Annotated in this window: 17 protein-coding genes; 16 read left to right on the top strand and 1 reads right to left on the bottom strand. The window is 35.1% G+C overall.

Going from position 1 to position 24,717, the window contains the following annotated elements:
• The first annotated feature begins 5 nt into the window (after positions 1-5).
• The 16 genes from AACZ41_RS11660 (at position 6) to AACZ41_RS11585 (ending at position 23,852) form a co-directional block, all read left to right on the top strand.
• Positions 6-1,556 carry a RagB/SusD family nutrient uptake outer membrane protein gene (locus AACZ41_RS11660; protein ID WP_339628645.1) on the top strand — a complete coding sequence of 517 codons (1,551 nt, stop codon included), beginning with the start codon at positions 6-8 and terminating at the stop codon, positions 1,554-1,556.
• A gap of 249 nt (positions 1,557-1,805) precedes the next feature.
• A complete protein-coding gene (locus tag AACZ41_RS11655; RefSeq protein WP_339628644.1) occupies positions 1,806-5,156 on the top strand; it encodes a VCBS repeat-containing protein in 3,351 nt (1,116 codons plus the stop codon).
• A gap of 58 nt (positions 5,157-5,214) precedes the next feature.
• Complete coding sequence (locus AACZ41_RS11650) at positions 5,215-6,735, top strand: alpha-L-arabinofuranosidase C-terminal domain-containing protein (protein ID WP_339628676.1); 1,521 nt, start codon at positions 5,215-5,217, stop codon at positions 6,733-6,735.
• 9 nt (positions 6,736-6,744) lie between these two features.
• The gene (locus AACZ41_RS11645) at positions 6,745-8,268 is read left to right on the top strand and encodes an arabinan endo-1,5-alpha-L-arabinosidase (protein ID WP_339628643.1); all 1,524 of its coding nucleotides are present in this window, start codon (positions 6,745-6,747) and stop codon (positions 8,266-8,268) included.
• Positions 8,268-9,263: a glycoside hydrolase family 43 protein gene (locus AACZ41_RS11640; RefSeq protein WP_339628642.1), complete on the top strand. Its 996-nt coding sequence runs from the start codon at positions 8,268-8,270 to the stop codon at positions 9,261-9,263. Before AACZ41_RS11645 ends, AACZ41_RS11640 begins: the two co-directional genes overlap by 1 nt.
• Before the next feature lie 5 nt (positions 9,264-9,268).
• Entirely contained in the window at positions 9,269-10,255 is a 987-nt protein-coding gene (locus AACZ41_RS11635; RefSeq protein WP_339628640.1) for an arabinan endo-1,5-alpha-L-arabinosidase, read from the top strand.
• A 3-nt stretch (positions 10,256-10,258) separates the two neighbouring features.
• Complete coding sequence (locus tag AACZ41_RS11630) at positions 10,259-12,214, top strand: glycoside hydrolase family 127 protein (RefSeq protein ID WP_339628639.1); 1,956 nt, start codon at positions 10,259-10,261, stop codon at positions 12,212-12,214.
• A 60-nt stretch (positions 12,215-12,274) separates the two neighbouring features.
• Positions 12,275-13,615, top strand: coding sequence for an MFS transporter (locus AACZ41_RS11625; protein ID WP_339628638.1), 1,341 nt, complete (start codon positions 12,275-12,277; stop codon positions 13,613-13,615).
• A gap of 1 nt (position 13,616) precedes the next feature.
• Entirely contained in the window at positions 13,617-14,564 is a 948-nt protein-coding gene (locus AACZ41_RS11620) for a family 43 glycosylhydrolase (RefSeq protein WP_339628637.1), read from the top strand.
• Between the two features lie 110 nt (positions 14,565-14,674).
• Complete coding sequence (locus AACZ41_RS11615) at positions 14,675-16,384, top strand: beta-xylosidase (RefSeq protein WP_339628636.1); 1,710 nt, start codon at positions 14,675-14,677, stop codon at positions 16,382-16,384.
• 164 nt (positions 16,385-16,548) lie between these two features.
• Positions 16,549-18,228: a ribulokinase gene (locus AACZ41_RS11610; protein WP_339628635.1), complete on the top strand. Its 1,680-nt coding sequence runs from the start codon at positions 16,549-16,551 to the stop codon at positions 18,226-18,228.
• Positions 18,225-18,926, top strand: coding sequence for an L-ribulose-5-phosphate 4-epimerase (locus AACZ41_RS11605; protein ID WP_339628634.1), 702 nt, complete (start codon positions 18,225-18,227; stop codon positions 18,924-18,926). Before AACZ41_RS11610 ends, AACZ41_RS11605 begins: the two co-directional genes overlap by 4 nt.
• Before the next feature lie 19 nt (positions 18,927-18,945).
• Positions 18,946-20,454 carry an L-arabinose isomerase gene (araA, locus tag AACZ41_RS11600; protein WP_339628675.1) on the top strand — a complete coding sequence of 503 codons (1,509 nt, stop codon included), beginning with the start codon at positions 18,946-18,948 and terminating at the stop codon, positions 20,452-20,454.
• 12 nt (positions 20,455-20,466) lie between these two features.
• Positions 20,467-21,651 (top strand): aldose epimerase family protein, encoded by a 1,185-nt coding sequence (locus tag AACZ41_RS11595; protein WP_339628633.1) that lies wholly within the window; start codon positions 20,467-20,469, stop codon positions 21,649-21,651.
• Positions 21,652-21,660: 9 nt separating this feature from the next.
• On the top strand, positions 21,661-23,280 hold the full coding sequence (locus AACZ41_RS11590) for a sodium:solute symporter (protein WP_339628632.1): 1,620 nt from the start codon (positions 21,661-21,663) through the stop codon (positions 23,278-23,280).
• A gap of 224 nt (positions 23,281-23,504) precedes the next feature.
• Entirely contained in the window at positions 23,505-23,852 is a 348-nt protein-coding gene (locus AACZ41_RS11585; protein WP_339628631.1) for an SDR family oxidoreductase, read from the top strand.
• Between the two features lie 56 nt (positions 23,853-23,908).
• Here AACZ41_RS11585 and AACZ41_RS11580 read toward each other — a convergent pair whose 3' ends face one another.
• Positions 23,909-24,445: a YSC84-related protein gene (locus AACZ41_RS11580; protein WP_339628630.1), complete on the bottom strand. Its 537-nt coding sequence runs from the start codon at positions 24,443-24,445 to the stop codon at positions 23,909-23,911.
• Positions 24,446-24,717 lie beyond the last annotated feature (272 nt).

Raw genomic sequence — 24,717 nt, 5'->3', positions numbered from 1 at the left:
AGAAAATGAAGACATATACATTAAAAGTATTACTACTTGCGATTAGTGCAACCATTTTTATAGGTTGTGAGGATGAGCTAGATATAATTAACCCAAATAGGTCTGGTGTAGATAGTTATTATTCTAATCAAGCTGAAGCAATTGCAGCGGTTGATGCAGTTTATAACCCATTGATTATTGATGGTCTATATAATAGAATGACACCAGTTTTGGGGGATGGTAGAGGAGATGAAGCCAAGTCAAGAAGCCCATGGGCATTTTTATCTCAAACCAGTAATTTTACCATTCCTGCTACCGATGATGCTGTTGGTTGGTGTTATGAAGGTTACTATATATTAATCAGCAGAGCGAACCAAGCTATTGAAAGAGTGCCAGAGGTACCAGAAGTCGAGGAAAACTTAAGAGCAAGGTTGTTAGGACAAGCACATTTTTTAAGGGCTTTAGCGTATTTCAATGCAACTAATATATTTGACAACGTACCATTGGTGTTGGAAGTTCCTAAAAGTCAAGAAGATTTTTATCCTTCTAACCAAGGTGTTACTCAGGCAACAATCTATGCCCAAGTAGAAGCAGATTTAAATGTTGCTATTGCTTCTTTACCAGTAAATTATGATTTGGTTAGTGGACCAGACGCTGGTCAAGTTGGCAGAGCTACCAAAGGTGCCGCTCAGGCCTTGATGGGTAAATTAAAACTATATCAAGGTGATTATAGCGCAGCCATACCATTTTTTGATGCCGTTATTAATTCTGGGGAATATAGCTTACATTCAAATTATCAAGATTTATTCACGCAAGACCCTACTAGAGAAAATGCCAATACAGGTAGAATATTTTGGGCAGAATTTACCCAAAGCCAAAATGCAGATTTTAACTGGGGAGGCGACCCTACCGTAAACTGGAGACAGTTTTCTGCTGTAGCACCAACCTATTCTGGAGCAGATTTTTACGATTTCTTCCCAACAGAATTTTTATTTAATGAGTTAAGAGAAGAGCGTACTATAGATGGTCAACTCGACCCAAGATTTGCAGCAACTATTTTATCCTTTGAACCGGAAGAAGGCTTAACACAATCCTATGGAACAGATTTCTTTTTAGACCCATCAAACTATTATATTGCAAAATATACCTTGGCCAACGAAGGTGGTGATCCTTTTACAAGTGGTATAAATTACCATATACTACGTTATGCAGATGTTCTTTTAATGCAAGCAGAGAATTTGGCAAATACTGGGAACATGCCAGGTGCTGCAAGTTTAGTTCAGCAAGTTAGAGATCGAGCAAATTTACCCGATAGAGAAGCGGAATTTGCCGCATTAAACCTTACTCAGTTCATGGATCAATTGGCGCATGAGCGTATTACAGAACTTGCAATTGAAGGTCTTAGATATTATGATATTAAAAGATGGGGATGGTTAAATGATGCTACTAAATTAGCGGAGTTAAAAGCTAATGATGATGAGTTTAATACTTTTGTTCCTGGTAGAGAATATCAACCAATTGTTCAAGGAGAATTAGACCGTAATCCTAATTTAGTTGGTAATTCAGCAAATCAGTAAATAGTTGTTGTTATCGGTAGATGTGTTTTAAAATATGTCTACCGATTTTTTATATTCAACAAGGATAAAAAAATAATTAATTACCAATTTGTTTTGGGTTTAAAGAACATCTTTCTCTTTTGGCTAATACTGCTTATTTTTTCTTGTGATAAGAAAAGAAGAGAAAATACATTGTTCGAACTTCTTGAATCTAAAAACACAGGGGTTTATTTTAATAATACTATTACTACTAACGATTCTATTAATTTAATGAACTACGAATATCTTTATAATGGTGGGGGTGTTGGTATAGGACATTTCAATAATGACTCATTGCCAGATTTTATACTTACCAGTAATATGGGAACTAGTAGTATTTATTTAAATAACGGAAGTTTTAAATTCAAAGATATAACCACATCTTCAGGGATAAATACAAACAAAAAATGGTGTACGGGTGTTTCGGTTGTTGATATAAATAACGACCGTTTAGATGATATTTATATCAGTGTTGGTGGTATGGGTAACAAAGACTCGTTCCCAAATTTATTATATATAAACCAAGGAGATAATACATTTATAGAAGCAGCAACTTCTTATGGGTTAGCCGACCAAGGTGAGTCCATTCAATCAATATTTTTTGATTATGATCTTGATGGTGATTTAGATATGTACCTTCTAACTGGTGGAGGTTTTGAAAATTCTGCTATAAATGCAAAACCAATTAAGACCAATGGGCAGAGTAGAAATACGGACAGACTTTATCGTAATGATTTTAGTACAATCCTTAATCATCCAGTCTTTACCAATGTTTCAAAAGAAGCGGGTATTACAATTGAAGGTTTTGGCCTAGGTGTTTCAGTTTTTGATGCAAACAATGATTCTTGGCCAGATGTGTATGTGTCAAATGATTATTTGTCTAGAGACCTATTATATGTAAATAATCAAAATGGCACTTTTTCTGAAAAAGGTCTTGATTATTTTGGTCATACAAGTCACTTTTCTATGGGTAATGATGTGGGGGATATTGATAATGATGGTTTTTTAGATGTTGTAACTATGGATATGTTGCCTGACAATTATAAAAGAAGAAAGTTAATGTCTGGGGCTAGTTCATATGATTTTTTTCAAATGGCAAACCGAATAGGGTATGGCAACCAACATATGCGTAATATGTTACAAAAGAATAATGGAAATGGCACTTTTAGTGAAATTGGCCAATTATCAGGTATTTCTAGAACAGATTGGAGTTGGGCTCCATTAATTGCTGATTTTGATAATGATGGGTTTAATGATCTATTTGTTACCAATGGATATGGTAAGGATATTACCGATTTAGATTTTGTGAAGTACCGTGAAAGCAATGCATCGGTATTTTCTAATACGCAAGATCTTAGACAATCTGTGGTAGATTGTTTAGCGTATAGACCCGCAATTTCTTTACCCAATTATATTTTTAAAAACGCTACTAAATTAACTTTCGACAATAAAAGTATACCCTGGGGCTTTGCTGAAAACTCCATTTCTAATGGTGCAGCCTATGCAGATTTAGACTTAGATGGTGATTTAGATTTGATTGTAAATAATATTGACCAACCAGCTTTTATATATAAGAATCGTTTACGTGAACAATATCCGCAGAAATCTAATTTTTTAAATATTGATTTAATTGGTGACTTTTTGAATGTAAAAGGCATTGGCGCAAAAGTTACGCTCTATGCTGGATCAGCCATTCAAGTTAAAGAAAATCAACCAGTAAGAGGTTTTCAAAGTACTGTTGAAACTACCATGCACTTTGGCCTTGAAGGCTTAAAAAACTTAGATAGTGTAACTGTTGTTTGGCCAGACTCAAAAACTTCTACTATTAAAAATATTGTCTCAAATCAAACGATTCAATTTTCTTATGCTACAGCTTCATCTAAAACAAAGAATAAAATAAGGCAAGAATTATATCTTCAAAAAGATACTATTGTCAATTTTCAACACAAAGAGAGTACCTATAATGACTATGGTGTACAGCCTCTTTTACAGCATGGCTTTTCAAACCAAGGTCCTGGTTTGGCAGTTGGTGATTTAAATGCAGATGGCTTAGATGATGTTTTTATGGGAGGTGCTTATGGTTTTAAATCAAGTTTTATACTTCAAGATAAAAACGGAAACTTTAATGCACATGAATTACCGGCAACTGACGTATATGAAGATTTAGGGGCATTAATTTTTGATTCTAATGGAGATGGATTGGCTGATATTTATGTGGTTAGTGGTGGATCAGAACGTTACGAAGGGCATGTAGGCTATCAAGATAGACTCTATTTGAATAATCCAGAAAATGTAGGGACCTTCATAGAAGGTAGTTTACCAGAGATGAAAACAAGTACGACTACTGTAGTTGGTGGTGATTATGATAACGATGGCGATATTGACCTTTTTGTGGGCGGTCGGGTACAAGTTGGTAAATATCCTAATAACCCTAGAAGCTATATTTTGGAAAATGTAGATGGTAACTTTGTAGATGTCACGGATAAATTTTCTCCCTCATTACTGAAAATAGGTATGGTAACCTCGGCAATTTGGACGGATACAAATAATGACCATTATTTAGATTTAGTCGTGGTAGGAGAGTTTATGCCAATCACTATTTTAATGGGCAATGGTAAAGAACTAGAAGTTTCTACTATTAATGGGCTGCAAAATACACATGGACTTTGGAACAGTATATTGGCCGACGATTTTGATAATGATGGAGATATTGATTTTATTGTTGGTAATCGAGGGTTAAATTCAACTTTGAAAGGAACTCTAGAAAAGCCCTTGCAGTTGCATTATGCAGATTTTGATTCTAATGGTTATGTAGATCCAATTTTATCTAGTTTTGAAGAGGGTTTTTATAGGCCTGTGGCTTCACTTGACCAATTAACGAGTCAACTACCGATAGCAAAGAAGAAGGTTTTATTTTACCATAGCTATGCCAAGGCTACTACTAATGATATCTTGAAAATGTTAGATATTACAGCATATGAAAACTTGGAGAGCAAAGAAATGAATTCATCATATCTAGAAAATGTTGGAGAGGGCAAATTTGAAATTTCACCATTACCAATAACCACGCAGTTTGCACCAGTCTACGGAATTATTTCAGAAGATTTAGATGGTGATGGCTTACAAGATGTAATTTTAGTAGGAAATGAATATAATACAGAAGTAGTAAATGGTAGGTATGATGCCTCTTTTGGCACAATTTTAATCAATCATGGCAGCGGTGAATTTAAGACATCACCTAACTTAGAATCAGGTTTTTCTGTAAAAGGAAATGCAAAAAGTTTGATCCGGTTAGAGGTGGGTGAAACTTCAGTTTTAATGGTTGGTAAAAACGATGATACAGTTGAAACGTTCAAGTTTAAAGGAACATCGACTACTACTATCAAACCTATCACATCAGAACAATATGCCTTAATCCATTTTAAGGATGGAACACAGCGAAAAGTAGAATTTTATTGGGGTCAAGGTTATCTTTCTCAAAGTTCTAGAAATATTCGATGCACTAAAAATATGAGTTCAATAACAATGTATACTCAATCTGGTGAAATATCAAGGCAGATAAACTTAGAAGTAATTAAATAAGAATACTTAAATCTTTAAAATGAAACAAAAACGATCAAACAATCTATCCTTCTTTTTTATGGTACTATGTACTATAGTTGGTTTTTCGCAAACTAAAGAAGCCATAATTACAATTGAAAACAATGAAGATGCACCGATAATTAGCAAGCATATTTATGGTCATTTTGCTGAACATTTAGGTAGATCTATTTATGATGGTCTTTATGTTGGTGAAGACAGTAAAATTCCGAATACAAACGGTGTTCGAAACGATTTAATAGAAGCGTTAAAAGGAATTCAAATACCAAATCTTAGGTGGCCAGGAGGTTGTTTTGCGGATACTTATCATTGGAAAGATGGTATAGGGCCAAAAGAAGATAGACCCAGTATGGTTAATAGATGGTGGGGCGGTGTAGTTGAAGATAATAGTTTTGGTACACATGATTTTTTAAATTTATGTGAAAAGCTAGGTGCAGAACCTTATTTGGCTGCAAATGTTGGTAGTAGTACTGTTCAAGAATTTACAGAATATGTTGAATATGTAATGCACAAAGGAGGCAGTCCAATGGCCGACCTTAGAAAAGAGCATGGTCGTGAAAAACCATGGAATGTAAAATATTGGGGTGTTGGTAATGAAATGTGGGGCTGTGGCGGTAATATGACACCTGAGTATTATGCTAATATTTATAGACAGTACGCTACTTTTATGACAGACTGGTCTAATAGTGATGGTATCTATAGAATAGCTTCTGGGGCTAATGTAGATGACTACCATTGGACGGAAGTTTTGATGCGCGATATTCCAAAAAGTTTGATAGAAGGTGTTGCCTTGCATTCTTACTCGGTTATTGATTGGAATGATAAAGGGCCAGCAGTTGATTTTACTGAAGACCTTTATTTTAAAACAATGAAATCTGCATTGTTTATGGAAGAATTGGTAACTAAACACACAGCTATTATGGATAAATATGATCCAGAAGGTCAGATAGATTTAATTGTAGATGAATGGGGTGGCTGGTATGATGTTGAAGAAGGTACGAATCCGGGTTTTCTATATCAACAAAATACAATGCGTGATGCTATGATAGCTGGTACGAGCTTAAACATTTTTAATAACCATAGTAAGCGAGTAAAAATGGCAAATTTAGCACAGACGGTAAATGTATTACAGGCTGTAGCATTAACTGAAGGGGAAAAAATGTTGTTGACCCCAACCTATTTTGTTCTTAAAATGTACAACGTACATCACGATGCGCAGTTAATTCCTTTAAAACTTAATACTCCTAATTATAGCTTTAATGGTGAAAATTTACCAGCAATTTCAGCATCTGCCTCTAAAAATAAGGAAGGTGTTATACATATTTCTTTGGTTAATATTGATGCTAATAAGGAAAATACAGTACGTATTAATGTTGCTGATTCTAATCTAAAAAAGGTTTCTGCTACCATTTTGTCTTCTAAAGCATTACAAGATCATAATTCATTTGAATCACCTAAAAATATTGTGCCTAAAGAGTTTACTAATTTTAAACTAAAAAAAGGCACTTTGGAAATTACAATCCCTGCTTTTTCTGTAGTTGTATTAGAAGGAAAAAAATAAAATAAAAAAATGAAAAACTTCAATGCTCTTTACGTATGGTTATTGCTTTTGTTTATAGAAATAGGTTGTTCTAGCGATACTAGCGATGATGTTGTGTTAAAAGAGGTTATTGAAGAGCCTAATCCAGAACCTACACCTGTGCCTGATCCAGTACCATCAATGGTTTATACGGTAGATAATATTTCTGATACTTATTTTGAGGTTGCAGGGGAAGAAAATGCTTCACAATGGGGCCCTTATAACGTGCACGATCCATCAATAATTAAAGTTGATAATATATATTATTGCTTTAATACCGATGTGTCTTTTGGGTCAGATGTCCGTCCGGGAATACAAATTAGAAAATCGGAAGATTTAATCAATTGGGAGTTTTTAGGTTGGGCTTTTAACGGCTTACCATCAAAAGGAAGCGCATATATTCAAGGTGAAGGTACCGCTCCTTTTAACTCGCTTTGGGCACCTTTTGTAATGCAGGTTGGCGATGAATATCGTTTGTATTATTCTTTATCATCTAGTACGGGTAGATTAAGTGTTATCGGCTTGGCAACCTCTACAAGTCCTGAAGGTCCTTGGGTCGAGAAAGATTTAGTTGTTACTTCTAAAGGAGATGGTACGGTACAGACTAATGCAATTGACCCCTCTGTGGTTGTAAGTCCATCTGGTGAACACTGGTTTTATTATGGTTCTGCTTATGACGGTATTTATAAACTAAAATTAAATCCAACTACAGGTTTAGCGTTGGTTAATGGCGATAAAGGGCTTCGGGTTGCACAACGGGGTTTTACAAATGGTATAGTGAATGGGAATATTGAAGGACCAGAAGTTATTTATAATGAGAAACAAGGAAAATATTACATGTTCATTTCTTACGACTGGTTACAAACAAAATATAATGTAAGGGTTGGGCGAAGCGATAATCCTGCGGGTCCATTTTATGACTTTAATGGTTTAGATATAAATACTGAAGTAGATAATGGACCTATGATTTTAGCTCCTTATAAATTTAATGATCACCCTGGTTGGCAAGGGGTTTCTCATCCAGCCGTATTTTCTGATGATTTAGGGCAATACTTTATGGCACATCAAGGTAGACCAGGTGAAAACAGTTTTTTTATGGTATTGCATGTTCGTAAAATTTATTGGACTGAAGATGGATGGCCAATTGTTTCACCAGAACGCTTTGCCAATATTCAACAAACTGCTCTTACTGCAGAAAATATAGCTGGTGATTACGAAGAAATTAAACTAGGGTATAGAATTGTGCCTGGGTATGCAGATGAACAAAAAACGGCAGATTTCCAATTTTCTACGAGCCTTCAATTAAATATTGACGGTAGTATTAACGCTGATAATACTAACTCATGGTCTTATGATGCACCTTGGCTTACGCTTAATTACAATTCAGGCGAAACCATAGTAAAATTGCATGTTGAACAAGGTAGAGATTGGGAAAATAAAGTAGCGACCACTATTTTGCTATCTGGTTTAGATAATGAAGGAACTGCTATTTGGGGAAAAAAAATAAATGACTAATGAAAAAATCAAATAACAACATTTTTACGGTTGGTTTTTTACTAACAATATTTTTTACACTGAATGCCCAAGATGTAGGTCGGGGTAAAGAATTATATAAAAACTTAGAATCAACTTTCAATAATCCTGTTATTAAAGATGAATTTACAGCAGATCCTGCAGCTATTGTATACCAAGACTCTGTTTATTTATATGCTGGACATGATGAAGCACCAGACGATTTTCATTTTTATAAAATGAACGAATGGTTGGTATATTCATCTGCAGATATGGTACAATGGAAAAAACATCCAGTACCCTTAAAAGTATCCGATTTTAAATGGGCAAAATCAGATGCTTGGGCAGCTCAGGTAATCGAGAGAGATGGAAAGTTTTATTGGTACATCACTACTGAACATAGTACTATTAAAGGAAAAGCTATTGGTGTAGCAGTTTCAGACAGTCCTACAGGTCCTTTTAAAGACACTTTAGGTAAAGCATTAATCACCAATGATATGACTACGAACACAACCATTGACTGGGATGATATTGACCCATCTGTTATCATTGATAACGATGGTCAAGCATATCTTTTTTGGGGTAATACAATTTGTTATTACGCTAAATTAAAAAAGAATATGATTGAGCTAGATGGGCCAATACAAACCATAGATTTACCCAATTTTACTGAAGCACCATGGATTCATAAAAAGGGAGATTGGTACTATCTTTCATATGCCTATCAGTTTCCTGAAAAAACTGCTTATGCTATGAGCAAATCTATTGAAGGCCCATGGGAATTTAAAGGATTATTGAACGAGTTGGCAGGAAACAGTAATACCAATCATCAAGCTATTATTGAGTTCAAAAACAAAGACTATTTCATTTATCATACAGGCGGTATACAACCCAATGGGGGCAGTTTTAGACGTTCTGTCTGCATAGATGAATTAAATTATAACGAAGACGGTACACTTCAACGTGTTATTATGACTTCAGAAGGTATTCAAAATTAAAAACCATGAAAGTATTTAAACAATTGATCGCATTATATATATTCTTAATTTCTATCGTGTCTTGTGCACAAACAGACAAACCAATTACACATGACCCTGTCGTCGCAAAACAGGGGGATACCTATTATTTATTCTGCACAGGACCAGGTATCACCAGTTTCACCTCTAAAGATTTAAAAATTTGGACCCAAGCAGATCCCGTTTTTGCCGAACAACCAACGTGGGCTAAAGAGGTAGCGCCAGGTTTTAATGGGCATATTTGGGCACCAGATATTACGCTACATAACGGAACATATTATTTGTATTACTCCATTTCGGCTTTTGGTAAAAATACTTCTGCAATAGGTTTAGTAATTAATAAAACATTAAACCCGAAAGATGAAAACTATAAATGGGAAGATAAAGGTATTGTAATTCAATCAGTGCCAAATAGAGATATGTGGAACGCAATTGACCCTAATTTAATTTTTGATGAAGAGGGTACACCTTGGCTATCTTTTGGTTCGTTTTGGAGCGGATTAAAAATGGTGAAATTAAAAGATGATTTAAAAACAATCGCCGAACCACAAGAATGGTACCCCATTGCAAGCCGAGAAAGAAGCCCAAATTTACCAGATGCAGATGCTGGTGATGCCGCTTTAGAAGGTCCCTTCATATTTAAAAAGGACGATTACTATTATCAATTTTTATCATGGGATTATTGTTGCCGTAGAGAAAAAAGCACGTATAAATTAGTAGTAGGTCGCTCAAAATTTGTGACCGGACCCTATGTTGATAAAGAAGGAAAAGAACTAACAAAAGGAGGTGGAAGCTTAGTAATTGAAGGCAATAAAAACTGGTATGGTGTTGGTCACAATAGCGTTTTTACTTTCGATGGAAAAGATTACACCTTCATGCATGGTTACGATGCTAGTGATAAAGGCTTGCCAAAGTTAATTGTAAAAGAAATGACTTGGGTTAATGACTGGCCAAGTGTAAAACCAATGGATTAAAAAATGAAAACAATAAAAAACACATTAGTGGTAGCATTATGTTTTCTTATGTTCAACTGTAAAACTGAAAAAAAAGAAATTGTAAATGTGGTAGAACCTAAAACTGGTTATCAAATAGAACCAGTTGATATTCAAAATGTAAAGATAACCGATGAGTTTTGGTTGCCGATTATTAAAAGAGTTCAAGAAAAAACAATAGCCTATGCTATAGAAAAATGTGAAGAAGAAGGTCGCTTTGATAATTTTTTGATTGCAGGCGGAAAAATAGAAGGAGATGTAAAAGGGGTAATGCCTTTTGATGATTCTGATGTGTATAAAGTAATAGAAGGTGCTTCAAACTCACTAATTAGTGCTCCAAATAAACCTTTAGAAATTTTATTAGATTCTTTGATTGGTATAGTAAAAACAGGTCAAGAGGCAGATGGGTATTTAACGACATGGCGTACTATAAACCCAGCAAAACCGCCAGCAGAATGGGTAGTAGTGAAAGAAGGTAAGCGTTGGGAGTCTTTATTTATGAGTCATGAATTGTACAATGCGGGCCATATGTATGAGGCGGCTGTGGTACATTTTCAAGCGACAGGAAAAAGAAACTTTTTAGATATTGCCTTGAAAAATGCAGATTTAATGGTAGCAACTTTTGGTGATACTGATGGGAAAATTGAAGCTGTGCCTGGTCATCAAATTATAGAAACAGGATTAATTAAATTATACCAAGTAACTGGCAAAGTTGACTATTTAAATTTAGCTAAATACTTTTTGGACAACAGGGGTAATCCTGAAAATCATGATTTATTTGGGCCATACTCTCAAGACCATAAACCAGTAGTACAACAAGATGAGGTTGTTGGTCATGCCGTACGTGCCGTATATATGTATGCAGCTATGACCGATATTGCTGCTTTTAAAGATGATTCGGCTTATAGAACTGCCGTAGACAAACTTTGGAAGAATATGGTAGAAAAAAAAATGTACATAACAGGCGGTATTGGTGCTTTGCATGAGGGTGAAGCGTTTGGTAAGAATTATGAACTACCCAATTTAACAGCATATAATGAAACCTGTGCTGCTATTGGCGATGTGTATTGGAATCACCGTTTACATAGTTTAACCGGAGATGCTAAATATTTTGATGTTGTAGAACGAACATTGTATAACGGTTTAATTTCTGGTCTTTCTTTAGACGGTACAAATTTTTTCTATCCCAATGCTTTAGAGTCCGATGGAAAATATGAATTTAATCAAGGTGCTTGTACCCGAAAATCATGGTTCGATTGTTCTTGCTGTCCAACCAATGTTGTACGATTCATACCCGCCATACCCGGACTCATTTATTCTAAAAGTAAAAATGAAGTATATGTGAATTTATATGCTTCAAACCAAGCTGATATAGAGCTAAATGGGCAAGATGTAAAAGTTTCCCAAGAAACTTCTTATCCTTGGAATGGAAAAGTAAATATGACTGTTGATGCCAATTCTGAAATCACTATAAAATTTAGAATTCCTGGCTGGAGTAGAAATGAAGTTTTACCAAGCAATTTATATTCCTATACATATCTGTCAAAGGAAAAACCAACCTTAACAATTAATGGTGAAACAATCAAGAATTCAATTAAAGATGGGTACTTCGAAGTAAAACGAAATTGGAATGGTGATGATAAAATTGAGCTAAGTTTTCCAATGGAAGTTAGAACAGTTAAAGCCAATGATATGGTTGAAGAAGATAAAGGAAAATTGTCTTTAGAATATGGCCCTTTAGTATATGCAGTTGAAGAAATTGATAATCCAAAATTTGATGATATTACAATTTCTTCTTTTGATAAGTATTCAATCCAAAAAGAGCAAATATTAGATGGAGTGAACACTTTAGTTTCAGATAAATTTAAAGCTATCCCTTATTATGCTTGGTCTAACAGAGGGGTGGGTAAAATGAAAGTTTGGATTCCAGAGAAAGAATGATTAAAACAAGTAATAAATAATTTTTATTGTCACAAAACTGTTGAAACTTAAATATTGAAAATGAAAGCGAACAACCAAAAGTTAAGCATACTAGAAAAAATTGGATACGGCTCAGGTGATGCCGCGGTAAATGTCGTTATCTCTTCCATGTTTCTTATTATTACTTTTTTCTATACGGATGTCTATGGACTAAAAGCAACGGACATGGCTTTAATGTTTCTTCTAGTGCGATTGATTGATGCAATCACTGATCCACTTATGGGTTTGATTACTGATAAATTTACAACAAGATGGGGTCGTTATAGACATTATTTTTTGTTCTTGGCTGTACCTTTCGGTATCTCGGTTTTTTTAACATTTACCACACCAAGTTTCGATTATGCCGGTAAATTAATATATGCTTATATAACTTATATTTTTGTAACCATTATGTTTACTTCGGTTACCATTCCATATATATCTTTAATTGGTGTGTTGACAAGTGATCCAAAAGAACGTTTGTCGGCAAATGGTTATAGATTATTTTTTGCTAAAGTAGCAGCTTTTTTAGTGTCTATTATAGTACCTATTTTGGCAGCTAAACTGGGTAAAAACGACTTAGCTAGAGGTTATCAATTAGCCATGGGTGTTATGGCGTTAATGGGAACACTTCTCTTTTTATTTAGCTTTTTTACTACCAAGGAACGTGTAGAACATGTGGTAGATAAAACACCTTTGTTAGACCAATTTAAATTATTAATTAAAAATGGACAATGGACCTTATTATTTGGAGTATGCTTTACAGGAACAGTAGGTTATGTAATTCGTGGTTCTGTTGCAATTTTTTACGCTAAGTATTTTCTGGGTGGAGATGCAAGCGTACAATCTACTTTTATGGGAACAGGGGTGGCGGCAGCTATATTGGCCATGCCGGTTTCTACATATATTACGCAACGTTACTGTAAAGTAAAACTATTTAAATACACTCAAATAGCTGTTGGTGCCATTAGTTTAATTATGTTTTTAATCATAAAACCTGGTGACATGTTACTTGCTTATATAATCTATTTCATTCTTTCTTTTGTAGTGGATCTTCATGCACCTATTTTCTGGTCAGCTATAGCGGAGGCAGTCGATTATGGTCATGCAGAATCTGGTAAACGTGTTTCGGGATTATCTTTTGGTGGAATTTCGTTCGCACAAAAATTTGGTATGGGAATAGCTGGTGCTGCGGTGGGTTATTTGCTTGATTTTTTTGGATATGTACCTGATGGTGAACAAAGTCAGACTGCTATGATTGGTATAGCGCTTATGTTAACAATTATACCTGGTGTATTTCATGTGATTATGGGAGGACTTATGTTCCGTTATAAAATTACCGATGAATACTATGAAACAATAAAAACAAAATTGAATATTTAAAATGGGTACTACAGGAAAAAATGACCCTATAGTAGAGCAACGTGCGGATCCTTTTATCTACAAGCATACTGATGGCTATTATTATTTTACGGGGTCGGTGCCAACGTATGATAGTATTGAACTTAGAAGAGCTAAATCTATTAGTGATTTACAAAAAGCTGAAACATTTAGCGTTTGGCACAAACATGAAACCGGACCGATGAGTCAGCATGTATGGGCACCAGAAATTCATTATTTAGATGGAAAATGGTATGTGTATTTTGCTGCTAGTGAAGTAGATGATATTTGGAAATTAAGACCTTATGTTTTGGAATGTACAGGACAAAATCCATTACAAGATGAATGGGTCGAGCTTGGTCAAATGCAAGCAGCCGATAGTGACAATAAATCATTTATTGATTTTTCATTAGACGGCACTGTCTTTGAAAATAATGGGAAAAGATATTTTTGTTGGGCTGAAAAAACCGGAGGGCAATTTGCGGCCTCTAATTTATATCTAGCCGAAATGGAATCGCCTATTAAATTGAAATCAGTGCAGTTTATGTTAACAACGCCAGATTATGACTGGGAACGAATTGATTTTTGGGTAAACGAAGGTCCGGCAGTTATAAAAAATAAGGGTAAAATCTATATTACTTTTTCGGCTAGTGCTACAGGTGCATGCTATTGTATGGGTATGATGGAAGCCAACGAAAATTCAGATTTGTTAGATAGAAATTCGTGGAAAAAATCAAGACAGCCAGTACTTAAAACCAATAGTGAAAAAAATATTTATGGTCCAGGCCATAATAGTTTTACAGTAGCAGAAGATGGTACTCCTTTAAGCATTTATCACGCTAGAGATTATGAAAAAATAATCGGTGACCCGTTATATGATCATAATAGACATGCAAGAGTTATGGAAGTGAAATTTAACGAATTAGGTAAACCTATATTCGAATATTACTAACAAATATCATATTGTTTTAAAAGTAGAATTTTGTGTTGGTTAATACTACCAAAACAATAAAATGAATAGAGGTAATAGGCTATGAAATACTGATTTTAATAAAAAGCTTTATGAAGTACAAGGACATTAATTCAATATTTAAATTATTTTTTTTAGCAGCAATACATTTCTCTTTTTATATTGGATTGTGTCAAAGTACTTCTACTACAATACAAATAGACGCAAGCGAAAAAATGGGGCCATTAAATCCAATTTGGTCTTGGTGGGGTTATGATGAGCCGAATTATACCTACATGAAAGATGGTGAAAAACTTCTTTCAGAGATTTCAGAATTAAGTGCTGTTCCGGTTTTTGTTAGAACTCATAGTTTACTAGTAACGGGTGAGGGAACTCACGGTTTAAAATGGGGGTCAACTAATGCATATACCGAAGATATAAATGGGAACCCCATTTATGACTGGACGATTGTAGACAAAATATTTGATACCTATATTGAACGAGGAATGAAACCTATGGCACAAATAGGATTTATGCCAGAAGCTTTGTCGAGCAAACCAGTTCCTTATCGTCATTATTGGAAACCTGGTGCAGCTTATGAAGATATTTATACAGGTTGGGCATATCCGCCAAATGATTATGAGAAATGGGCAGAACTTGTATACCAATGGGTAATGCATTCGGTAGAACGCTATGGCAAAGAAGAAGTTGAAAGCTGGTATTGGGAATTATGGAACGAACCTAATATTGGGTATTGGCAAGGAACGACCGAAGAATATATTAAACTATACGATTATAGCGTAGATGCAGTTAAACGTGCTTTGCCAACGGCATTAGTAGGAGGTCCAGAAGTAACGGGTCCTGCATGGGATAAATCTGAAGAATTTCTAAGAGCATTTTTAGATCATATAAAATCTGGAAAAAATTATGCGACAGGTCAAAAAGGTTCTCCTTTAGATTTTATAACCTTTCACGCGAAAGGTAGTCCTAAAGTTATTGATGATGTAGTACATATGGATATGAGTGCGCAGTTAAAAGATATAGGTAAAGGGTTTGAGATTGTAGCATCGTATCCAGAGTTTAAACATTTGCCCATTATAATAGGAGAATCGGATCCAGAGGGTTGTGCAGCATGTTCAGAAGCTGATTATCCATATAACGCATATAGAAACGGAACATTATATGCGAGTTATACCGCTGCTTCATTTGCGAGAAAATATGAATTAGCTGACCATTATGGCGTCAACTTATTAGGTGCGGTAACTTGGGGCTTTGAATTTGAAGACCAACCATGGTATGCAGGTTTTAGAGATATGGCAACGAATGGTGTCAATAAACCTGTTTTGAATGTTTTTAGAATGTTTGGAATGATGCAGGGGCAAAGAGTGAAAGTATCTCAAGATGAAATGTTGTACGATTACGATAAAATAATTAATAAAAAGGTAAGAGGTGAGAATTCAGATATTAATGCACTGGCCGCAGTAGATGATCGCTCCCTATCTGTTATGGTGTGGAATTATCATGATAAAAATGATTTAGACGTAGCTCCAGAAAACGTAAAAATTAATATTAGTAATATTTTGACAGGTAAAGCTTTATTAACGCATTACCGAATAGATCAAGAATTCAGTAATTCTTATACGGTCTGGAAAGAAATGGGCTCACCTCAAAACCCAAGTAAAGAGCAAATAGAAAAACTTGAAAAAGCTGGCCAACTTCAATTACTTAATTCTCCACAATGGGTCAACATAAAAGAGGGTAGAACAGTACTAGAGATTTCATTGCCAAGACAAGGAATATCTTTTTTAAATTTTAAATGGTAATTAAAGCTTTTTTTTATCACAGGATATGGAACTTTTTATAGTTGTACATGTATTTTTTAAAAATTAATGACATTAAATTTAAGTCTAATTAAATATTTAAGTGTATAGTTGACACTTATAAAATCTATTACTTATATTTACTTTGTAAAAATTGAATTGAATAAATGAAAGGTTATGTAATTGGGTTGGATTATGGTTCAGATTCCGTTAGGGCTGTTTTGATAAATTCTGAAAACGGAAAAGAGATTGCATCCGAAGTCCACTGGTATAAAAGATGGATTGATGAAAAGTATTGTAATCCGTCTATTAATCAATTTAGACAACATCCACTTGACCATATTGAAGGTTTGGAGTTTACCATAAAATCTGTTATAAATCAGAGTAAAGTAAACCCGAAAGAGGTAAAAGGAATATGTATCGATACCACAGGCTCTTCACCGGTACCAGTAACCAAAGACGGTACTCCGTTAGCACTTGTAAATGGTTTCACTGAAAACCCTAATGCGATGATGGTGCTTTGGAAAGACCATACTGCAATTAAAGAAGCTGAACAGATTAATGAATTAGGCGAGAATTGGGGCGGCGAAAATTTCACTAAATATGTAGGAGGTATTTACTCATCTGAATGGTTTTGGGCGAAAATTGCCCATGTAGTAAAAGAAGATGAGCAAGTGAAAAACAATGCCTTCACATGGATGGAGCATTGCGATTTAATGACCTATCTGTTAATAGAAAATAAAGATTTAAAATCTTTTAAACGAAGTCGATGTGCTGCAGGACACAAAGCCATGTGGCATGATAGCTGGGGCGGACTTCCGCCTAAAGAATTTTTAGAAAAGGTAGACCCTTATCTGGCAGATTTAAGAGATAATCTCTATGACGAAACCTATACTTCTGATAAGGTTGCGGGTAATTTAAGTCAAGAATGGGCAGATAAACTTGGTTTAACTATAGACACCGTTGTCGCGGTCGGTACGTTCGATGCACATTCAGGAGCAGTAGGTGCCAAAATAGATAAGAATGCCCTAGTGAGGGTAATGGGTACCTCTACATGTGATATTATGGTGGCAACTAATGATGCTATTAATGGGAAAACTATTAAAGGTATTTGTGGTCAAGTCGATGGTTCTGTAATACCTGGTTTGATTGGGTTGGAGGCTGGTCAATCTGCCTTTGGCGATTTGCTGGCTTGGTTTAAAGATGTGCTAGATTGGCCCATTGATAATTTGGTGATGACATCAACTATTTTGTCGGAACAGCAAAAAATAGATTTAAAAAATGAAATCGAGAACGACTTCATTAGAAAATTATCTGATGCAGCAGAAGCTATTCCGTTATCGGAAAGTATACCTACAGCCTTAGATTGGATAAATGGCAGAAGAACACCAGACGCCAATCAGAACTTGAAAAGTGCCCTGTCAAATCTTTCTTTAGGTTCAAAAGCACCTCATATTTTTAAGGCTTTGGTAAATGCCATATGTTTCGGGTCAAAAATGATTGCAGATCGTTTTCAACAAGAAGGTGTGAAAATTGATACCGTTATCGGTATTGGGGGTGTCGCTAGAAAATCACCGTTTATAATGCAAACTTTAGCGAATGTGATGAACATGCCAATTAAGGTGGCCGCTTCAGACCAGGCACCTGCATTAGGTGCAGCAATTTACGCAGCGGTAGCATCGGGCATTTATTCAAATGTTGTGGAGGCAAGTACCCATATGGGTAGTGAGTTCGAAGCAGAATATAACCCTCAAAAAGATACAATTGAAACCTATGAAAAATTAATGGATTCTTACACAGCGTTAGGAGAGTTCATTGAAAGTTCAGTTAAAAAAAATAAAGAATGACTTCAAAATACAATACTCTTAAAGAAGAATGTTTTGAGGCAAATATTGAGCTTAATAGCCTTGGGCTTGTTATTTATACTTTCGGTAATGTAAGTGCCGTTGATAGGAGAAATGGAGTTTTTGCAATTAAGCCAAGTGGTGTGCCGTACGAAAAGTTAAAGCCAGAAGATATAGTTATCCTAGATTATGAAAACAATATTGTAGAAGGGACATTGCGGCCTTCTTCTGATACAAAAACACATGCTTATTTATATAAAAACTGGAATCATATTGGTGGTATAGCACATACACATGCTATGTATTCAGTAGCATGGGCCCAAGCCCAAAAAGATATTCCCGTATTCGGTACAACGCATGCGGATCATCTAACTGCAGATATACCTTGCGCCGAACCTATGAAAGATAGCCTTATACAAGGTAACTACGAGCATAATACAGGTATTCAGATTCTTGATTGTTTTAAAGAACGTAACCTGTCATCTGAAGAGGTTGAAATGGTTTTGATCGGTAATCACGGACCCTTTGCATGGGGTAAAACAGCAGCTAAAGCTGTTTATAACAGTAAGGTTTTAGAAACTGTAGCACAAATGGCATATTTGACTCTGCAAATAAACCCAAATGCGGTAAGATTAAAAGATGCTTTAATAAAAAAACATTACGAACGTAAGCATGGTAAAAATGCCTATTACGGACAATAATAATTAGAATAAATTTATGATTACAAATATGGCGGAAAAGGAAATATGGTTTGTTACTGGCAGCCAGCATTTATATGGACCTGATACTCTTAAACAAGTAGCAGAAAATTCTCAAGACATTGTAAATGGGTTTAACTTCTCAAAAGAAATTCCTGTTAGTATAGTTTATAAACCTACGGTTAAAACTCCAAACGAAATTACAGATATCTGCCTAGAAGCAAGTTCAAGCAAAAACTGTATTGGGGTAATTACGTGGATGCATACGTTTTCTCCTGCTAAAATGTGGATTAAAGGTTTGAGTGTTTTAAATAAACCCTTATGTCATTTACATACGCAATACAATGCCGAATTACCATGGGAAACCATTGATATGGATTTTATGAATCTTAATCAATCAGCACACGGGGATCGAGAATTTGGTCATATGATGACTCGTATGCGTAAAAATAGAAAAATTATTGTCGGACATTGGCAGACAGAAAGGGTTCAACAAAAATTAGGAAACTGGGCGCGTGTTGCTTTAGGGTGGGATGAATTTCAGAATCTTACCGTTGCACGAATTGGCGATAACATGAGAGAGGTTTCGGTTACAGATGGTGATAAGGTAGAAGCGCAACTACGATTTGGTTTTTCTGTAAATGGTTATGACTCATCTGATGTGGTAAAACATATAAATAAGTTAACCCAAAAGCAAGTAGATGCTTTGGTTAAAGAATACGAGGATAGTTATGTGTTAAGTGAAAAGCTAAAAAGTGGTGGAGAAAAAAGAGAATCACTTATTGATGCAGCAAAAATAGAATTAGGGCTAAGGGCATTTTTAGATGAAGGCGGTTTTAAAGCCTTTACCGATACATTTGAAAACTTAGGAGAGTTGAAACAATTACCCGGTATTGCTACACAGCGATTAATGGCCGATGGTTATGGCTTTGGTGGCGAAGGAGATTGGAAAACATCTGCTTTGTTACGTGCTTTAAAAGTTATGGCTAAAGGGTTGAATGGTGGAACTTCTTTTATGGAAGATTACACCTACCATTTTACTCCTGAAAAGGCGTATGTTATGGGGTCTCATATGTTAGAGATTTGTCCATCCATTGCAGATGCAAAACCATCGTGTGAAGTACATCCGTTAGGCATAGGAGGTAAAGAAGACCCGGTACGTTTGGTTTTTAATTCACCTGCAGGACCTGCAATTAATGTGTCACTAGTAGATTTAGGTAATCGTTTTAGGTTGGTGGTCAATGAAGTGGAGGCTGTAGAACCGATGGGTAAATTGCCTAATTTGCCAGTAGCAAGAGTACTTTGGGATGCGAAACCCGATTTAGAGATTGCAGCTACTACTTGGATATTGGCTGGGGGATCTCATCATACTGTTTATTCTCAAGCGTTGACTACTGAATTTATGGAAGATTTTGCAGAAATGGCAGGTATTGAATTGGTAGTAATCGATAAGAATACAACGATTCGGGAATTTAAAAATCAATTAAATGCCAATGAGGCTTATTTTCATCTATTCAAAAATAATTTGTAATAATTTTAAAATATGAAACCATTCACCAAAATCTGTTATTTATTTGTGTTGTTAGGTACATTGATACTTAACGTTAACTGTAAGGAAAAAACTATGAAAGAAGGCAACCAAGAAATGTCAAAAGAAGTGGCTAAGACAATCAAAGTTGAAAGGAGTGATTACGGGGTAGCGAAAAGTGGTGAGACAGTTGAATTATTTTCCCTTAAAAATAAAAGTGGATTTGAGGTTGATATCATAACTTATGGTGGCCGTATTACTTCTATAAAATCTTTAGATAAAAAAGGAAACTTAGAGAATGTTGTTTTAGGTTTTGAGAATTTAGAACAATATGAAAAAGAAAATCCTTTTTTTGGAGCATTGGTAGGTCGTTATGGTAACCGAATAGCAAAAGGAAAATTCAGCTTAAATAATACCGATTACACATTAGCCAAGAATAATGGTGAAAATAGTTTACACGGAGGAGTAAAGGGTTTTGATAAGGTTGTTTGGAAGGTATTAGAGGTAAATGAGGGTGATAAGGGGGTTTTAAAGCTTAGTTATTTAAGTAAGGATATGGAAGAAGGTTTTCCGGGTAACTTAACTACTATGGTAACTTATACATTAAATCCTGATAATAGTTTAGACGTCTTGTACGAAGCTACTACAGATAAAACTACTGTCGTTAACCTTACCCAGCATTCATACTTTAATCTTTCTGGTGATTTTTCACAAACGATTCTAGATCATGAAGTAGAAATTAATGCTGAAACATATATTCCTGTGGATAGTGGGTTAATACCGACAGGAGATTTAGCAACTGTAGAAGGTACACCTTTCGATTTTAGAAAGGCAAAACTAATAAGCCAAGACATAAATGCAGAAAATGAACAAATAGAACTAGGAGGTGGATTTGACCACTGTTGGGTGTTGAACGACTATGAATCGGGTTATCGTTCAGTAGCTAAAGCATTTCACCCAGAGTCTGGCCGTACCTTAGAGGTTTTAACCGATGAACCTGGCATACAATTTTACACTGGTAATTTTTTAGATGGAACGTTACCTTCACCAAACGGAGGAACATACGTAAAGAGAAGCGGCTTTTGTTTAGAAACACAACACTATCCAGATTCTCCAAATCAACCAAAATTTCCTTCTGTTACTTTAGAACCGGGAGATAAATATTCAACCAAAACTACCTTTAAGTTTTCTACCAAATAAACCATTAGCATGCAACAATTAGACAATTTAGACTGGATCAGTATTTCACTTTATTTTTTATTACTGGTCGGAATAGCCGTTTGGGTTATTCGAAAGAAAGAAGACAATACAGAAGATTATTTTTTAGCAGGTAGAAATGTAGGTTGGTTTGTGGTGGGTGCTTCGATATTTGCATCGAACATTGGTTCTGAGCATGTAGTTGGTTTAGCAGGTACGGGTGCCAGTAATAAACTTCCCTTGCTTATTTATGAAATACATGCTTGGGTAGTTTTGATGTTGGGCTGGGTATTTCTTCCCTTTTACGCTCGAAGTGGGGTGTTTACAATGCCAGAATTTTTAGAGAAACGTTTTGATGCTAGATCAAGATGGGTATTATCCATTTTTTCCATAGTTGCGTATGTACTTACTAAAATTTCTGTGACCATATATGCTGGAGGTGTTGTAGTTTCTGCCTTATTGGGTATTGATTTTTGGACGGGTGCCATTGCAACGGTTGTCTTAACAGGGATTTATACGGTTTTAGGCGGAATGCGTGCAGTGGTTTATACTGAAACCTTACAGGCAATTTTATTGGTTATCGGTGCCGCCGTTTTGACATTTATCGGATTAGATAAAGTTGGGGGATGGGGAAGTATGGTAGATACCCTAGGACCTGAATATTTTAATATGTGGAGACCGGCAACAGATCCAGATTTTCCTTGGCCATCGCTTTTCATCACTAGTACCATAGTAGGTATCTGGTATTGGTGTACGGATCAATACATTGTGCAAAGAACCTTAACTGCAAGAAACATTAAGGAGGGTAGACGGGGTACTATTTTTGGGGCCTTATTAAAGCTTTTACCAGTCTTTTTATTTTTAATCCCTGGGGTTATAGCATTGACGTTAAAGATGCGGGGTGAATTGGAGTGGGAGAGTGCTGATGAAGCTTTTCCGGTTTTGATGAGTAATTTATTGCCTTCTGGTTTGCGAGGGCTTGTAGCGGCTGGGTTATTGGCAGCATTAATGAGTTCTTTGGCATCGGTTTTTAATTCATGTTCTACATTGTTTACGGTAGATGTATATAAAAAATTGAGACCTAATGCACCAGAGAAAAAATTAGTGAGAACGGGACAAATAGCAACTGTTTTCGTTGTTATTATCGGTATTATTTGGATTCCGATTATGGCAAATATATCTGGAGTGTTATATGAGTATTTACAAAGTGTACAATCATATATAGCCCCACCAATTACAGCTGTTTTTCTTTTAGGTATTTTTTATAAGCGAATAAATTCAACAGGGGCCTTTTATACTTTGGTAATGGGTATTATAGTTGCTTTTTTAAGAATAACCTTAGAGTTGGTAAAACATAATTTAGATGCCGATAGTATGCTATATTATTTAGGAGACATGAATTTCTTGACCTTTGGCGCATGGTTTTTCTTGTTCTGCTTGATTTTCATGGTAGTAGTTAGTTTATTGACAAAAGCACCGGATAAGGAGCAGATTGTTAACCTAACCTTTGGCACCATAACCGAAGAAGAAAAGAATAAAAACAAGAGTAGTTATAATTGGGTCGATGTAACGGTTTCCATTATAATTATATTTATTGTTATAGGTATTATGATATTTTTTAACGGTAAATAGTATCACTTTTAATGGGAATTAATTGTTGATAGTGTTCTCAGAATTTGAGAGCATTATCAACTTTTTCATTTATATATTACACGAAATGCCATTGAAGGATTTACAACGGGTTATAGATGATTATTTAACTGGGCAGATTTTTTGTGCTAAAAAAAGCAATTCTATAATTTAAAAGAAGGGATTGTAAGAAGAGATTTCAAAATCTTTTGGGAAAGATAATTCACATGAGATTTGTACATGAAGTAATTCCATGGGCAGGCCATGCAAACTATGCCACATCTAAAGGAGGTTTGGTAATGTTGATGCAAGCTATTTGTCAAGAATACGGTCCAGATAAATACGTTGTACTCAATATCACCGAGTGCTATAAAAACAGATATTATAAAGATGTTTGGAGTACTAAAGAGGATAGGGAAAGTATGTTGAAATTAATTCCATACAAACAAATTGGAATTTCTGATGATATTGGTAGTGTAGCCAGTTGGTTGGCATCAGATGAATATATAAATAGAACGACCATATTTGTTGATGGTGGAATGACCTGTTACTCTGGTTTTACCAAAAATGGATAATATTATAAATAAGAGAGCCGCCAATTAGGCGGCTCTCTTATTTCTTTCTAAATGGATTAATTCATCATTGGCTTATAATCGAATTTTTGACCCCCAACTGATGCATCTGCCATTAGCCCTGCTTTTGGTAGTGCAAAAACTGCAACGCCATCTCTATACTTGGCATTTACTGCAATACCAGATTTTAAAGCAACTGCAGAAGCTTCAGCTGAAAATTCAAAATCACCTTCTTTAAATTCTGCTAAGTCGGTTTCTGTTTCAAAGAATATAATTTCAGTAATTGCTTGACCACCTGCTTGTAGACCTATACTTAATTTCTTTAAATTGGCCATTCCTATCATAGTTCCGTTTTCATAAACTACTCCATTTCCAGAAGCGCCACCAATAATGAATCCGCCTTTGCCAATATTAGGGAATACGACGTATCCGGCTGAATTCTTAAAAAAGAGGTCTAGGCCCACTTCCATTTTCATTAGCTTGTCTTTAGCTTTATTTGCATCTTTTATTATTTTTTGGTCTTTCTTATTTTGTGCATTTAGACCAATGGCTAAAAATAGCAGTGTAGTTAACGTAATAGATTTTAAGATTTTCATATGTTTTATTTTTTTTGATTCAACTGTCACTGTAAAATTAGAAATGATAAATTATCTAATGTATCTTTTTTGATGTGAATTTTAATGTATTTGCATTCTAACGTTTTGTAAATCAGTTAAATAAAAGTTGATATTTTATCTTTCTTTAAAGTAGCAACTGTTTTTAGGAAAAAAATTATTTTAATTTTTTTCTTAAAAATTTGTTAATTAATTTTTTTCAATTTATATTACTACTGTAAACCAGACACTTACTGATATGGACAAAATAGATA

The organism is uncultured Maribacter sp. (genome assembly GCF_963974015.1).
Taxonomy (GTDB): Bacteria; Bacteroidota; Bacteroidia; order Flavobacteriales; family Flavobacteriaceae; genus Maribacter.
This window is presented reverse-complemented; position numbering and strand designations above follow the sequence as displayed.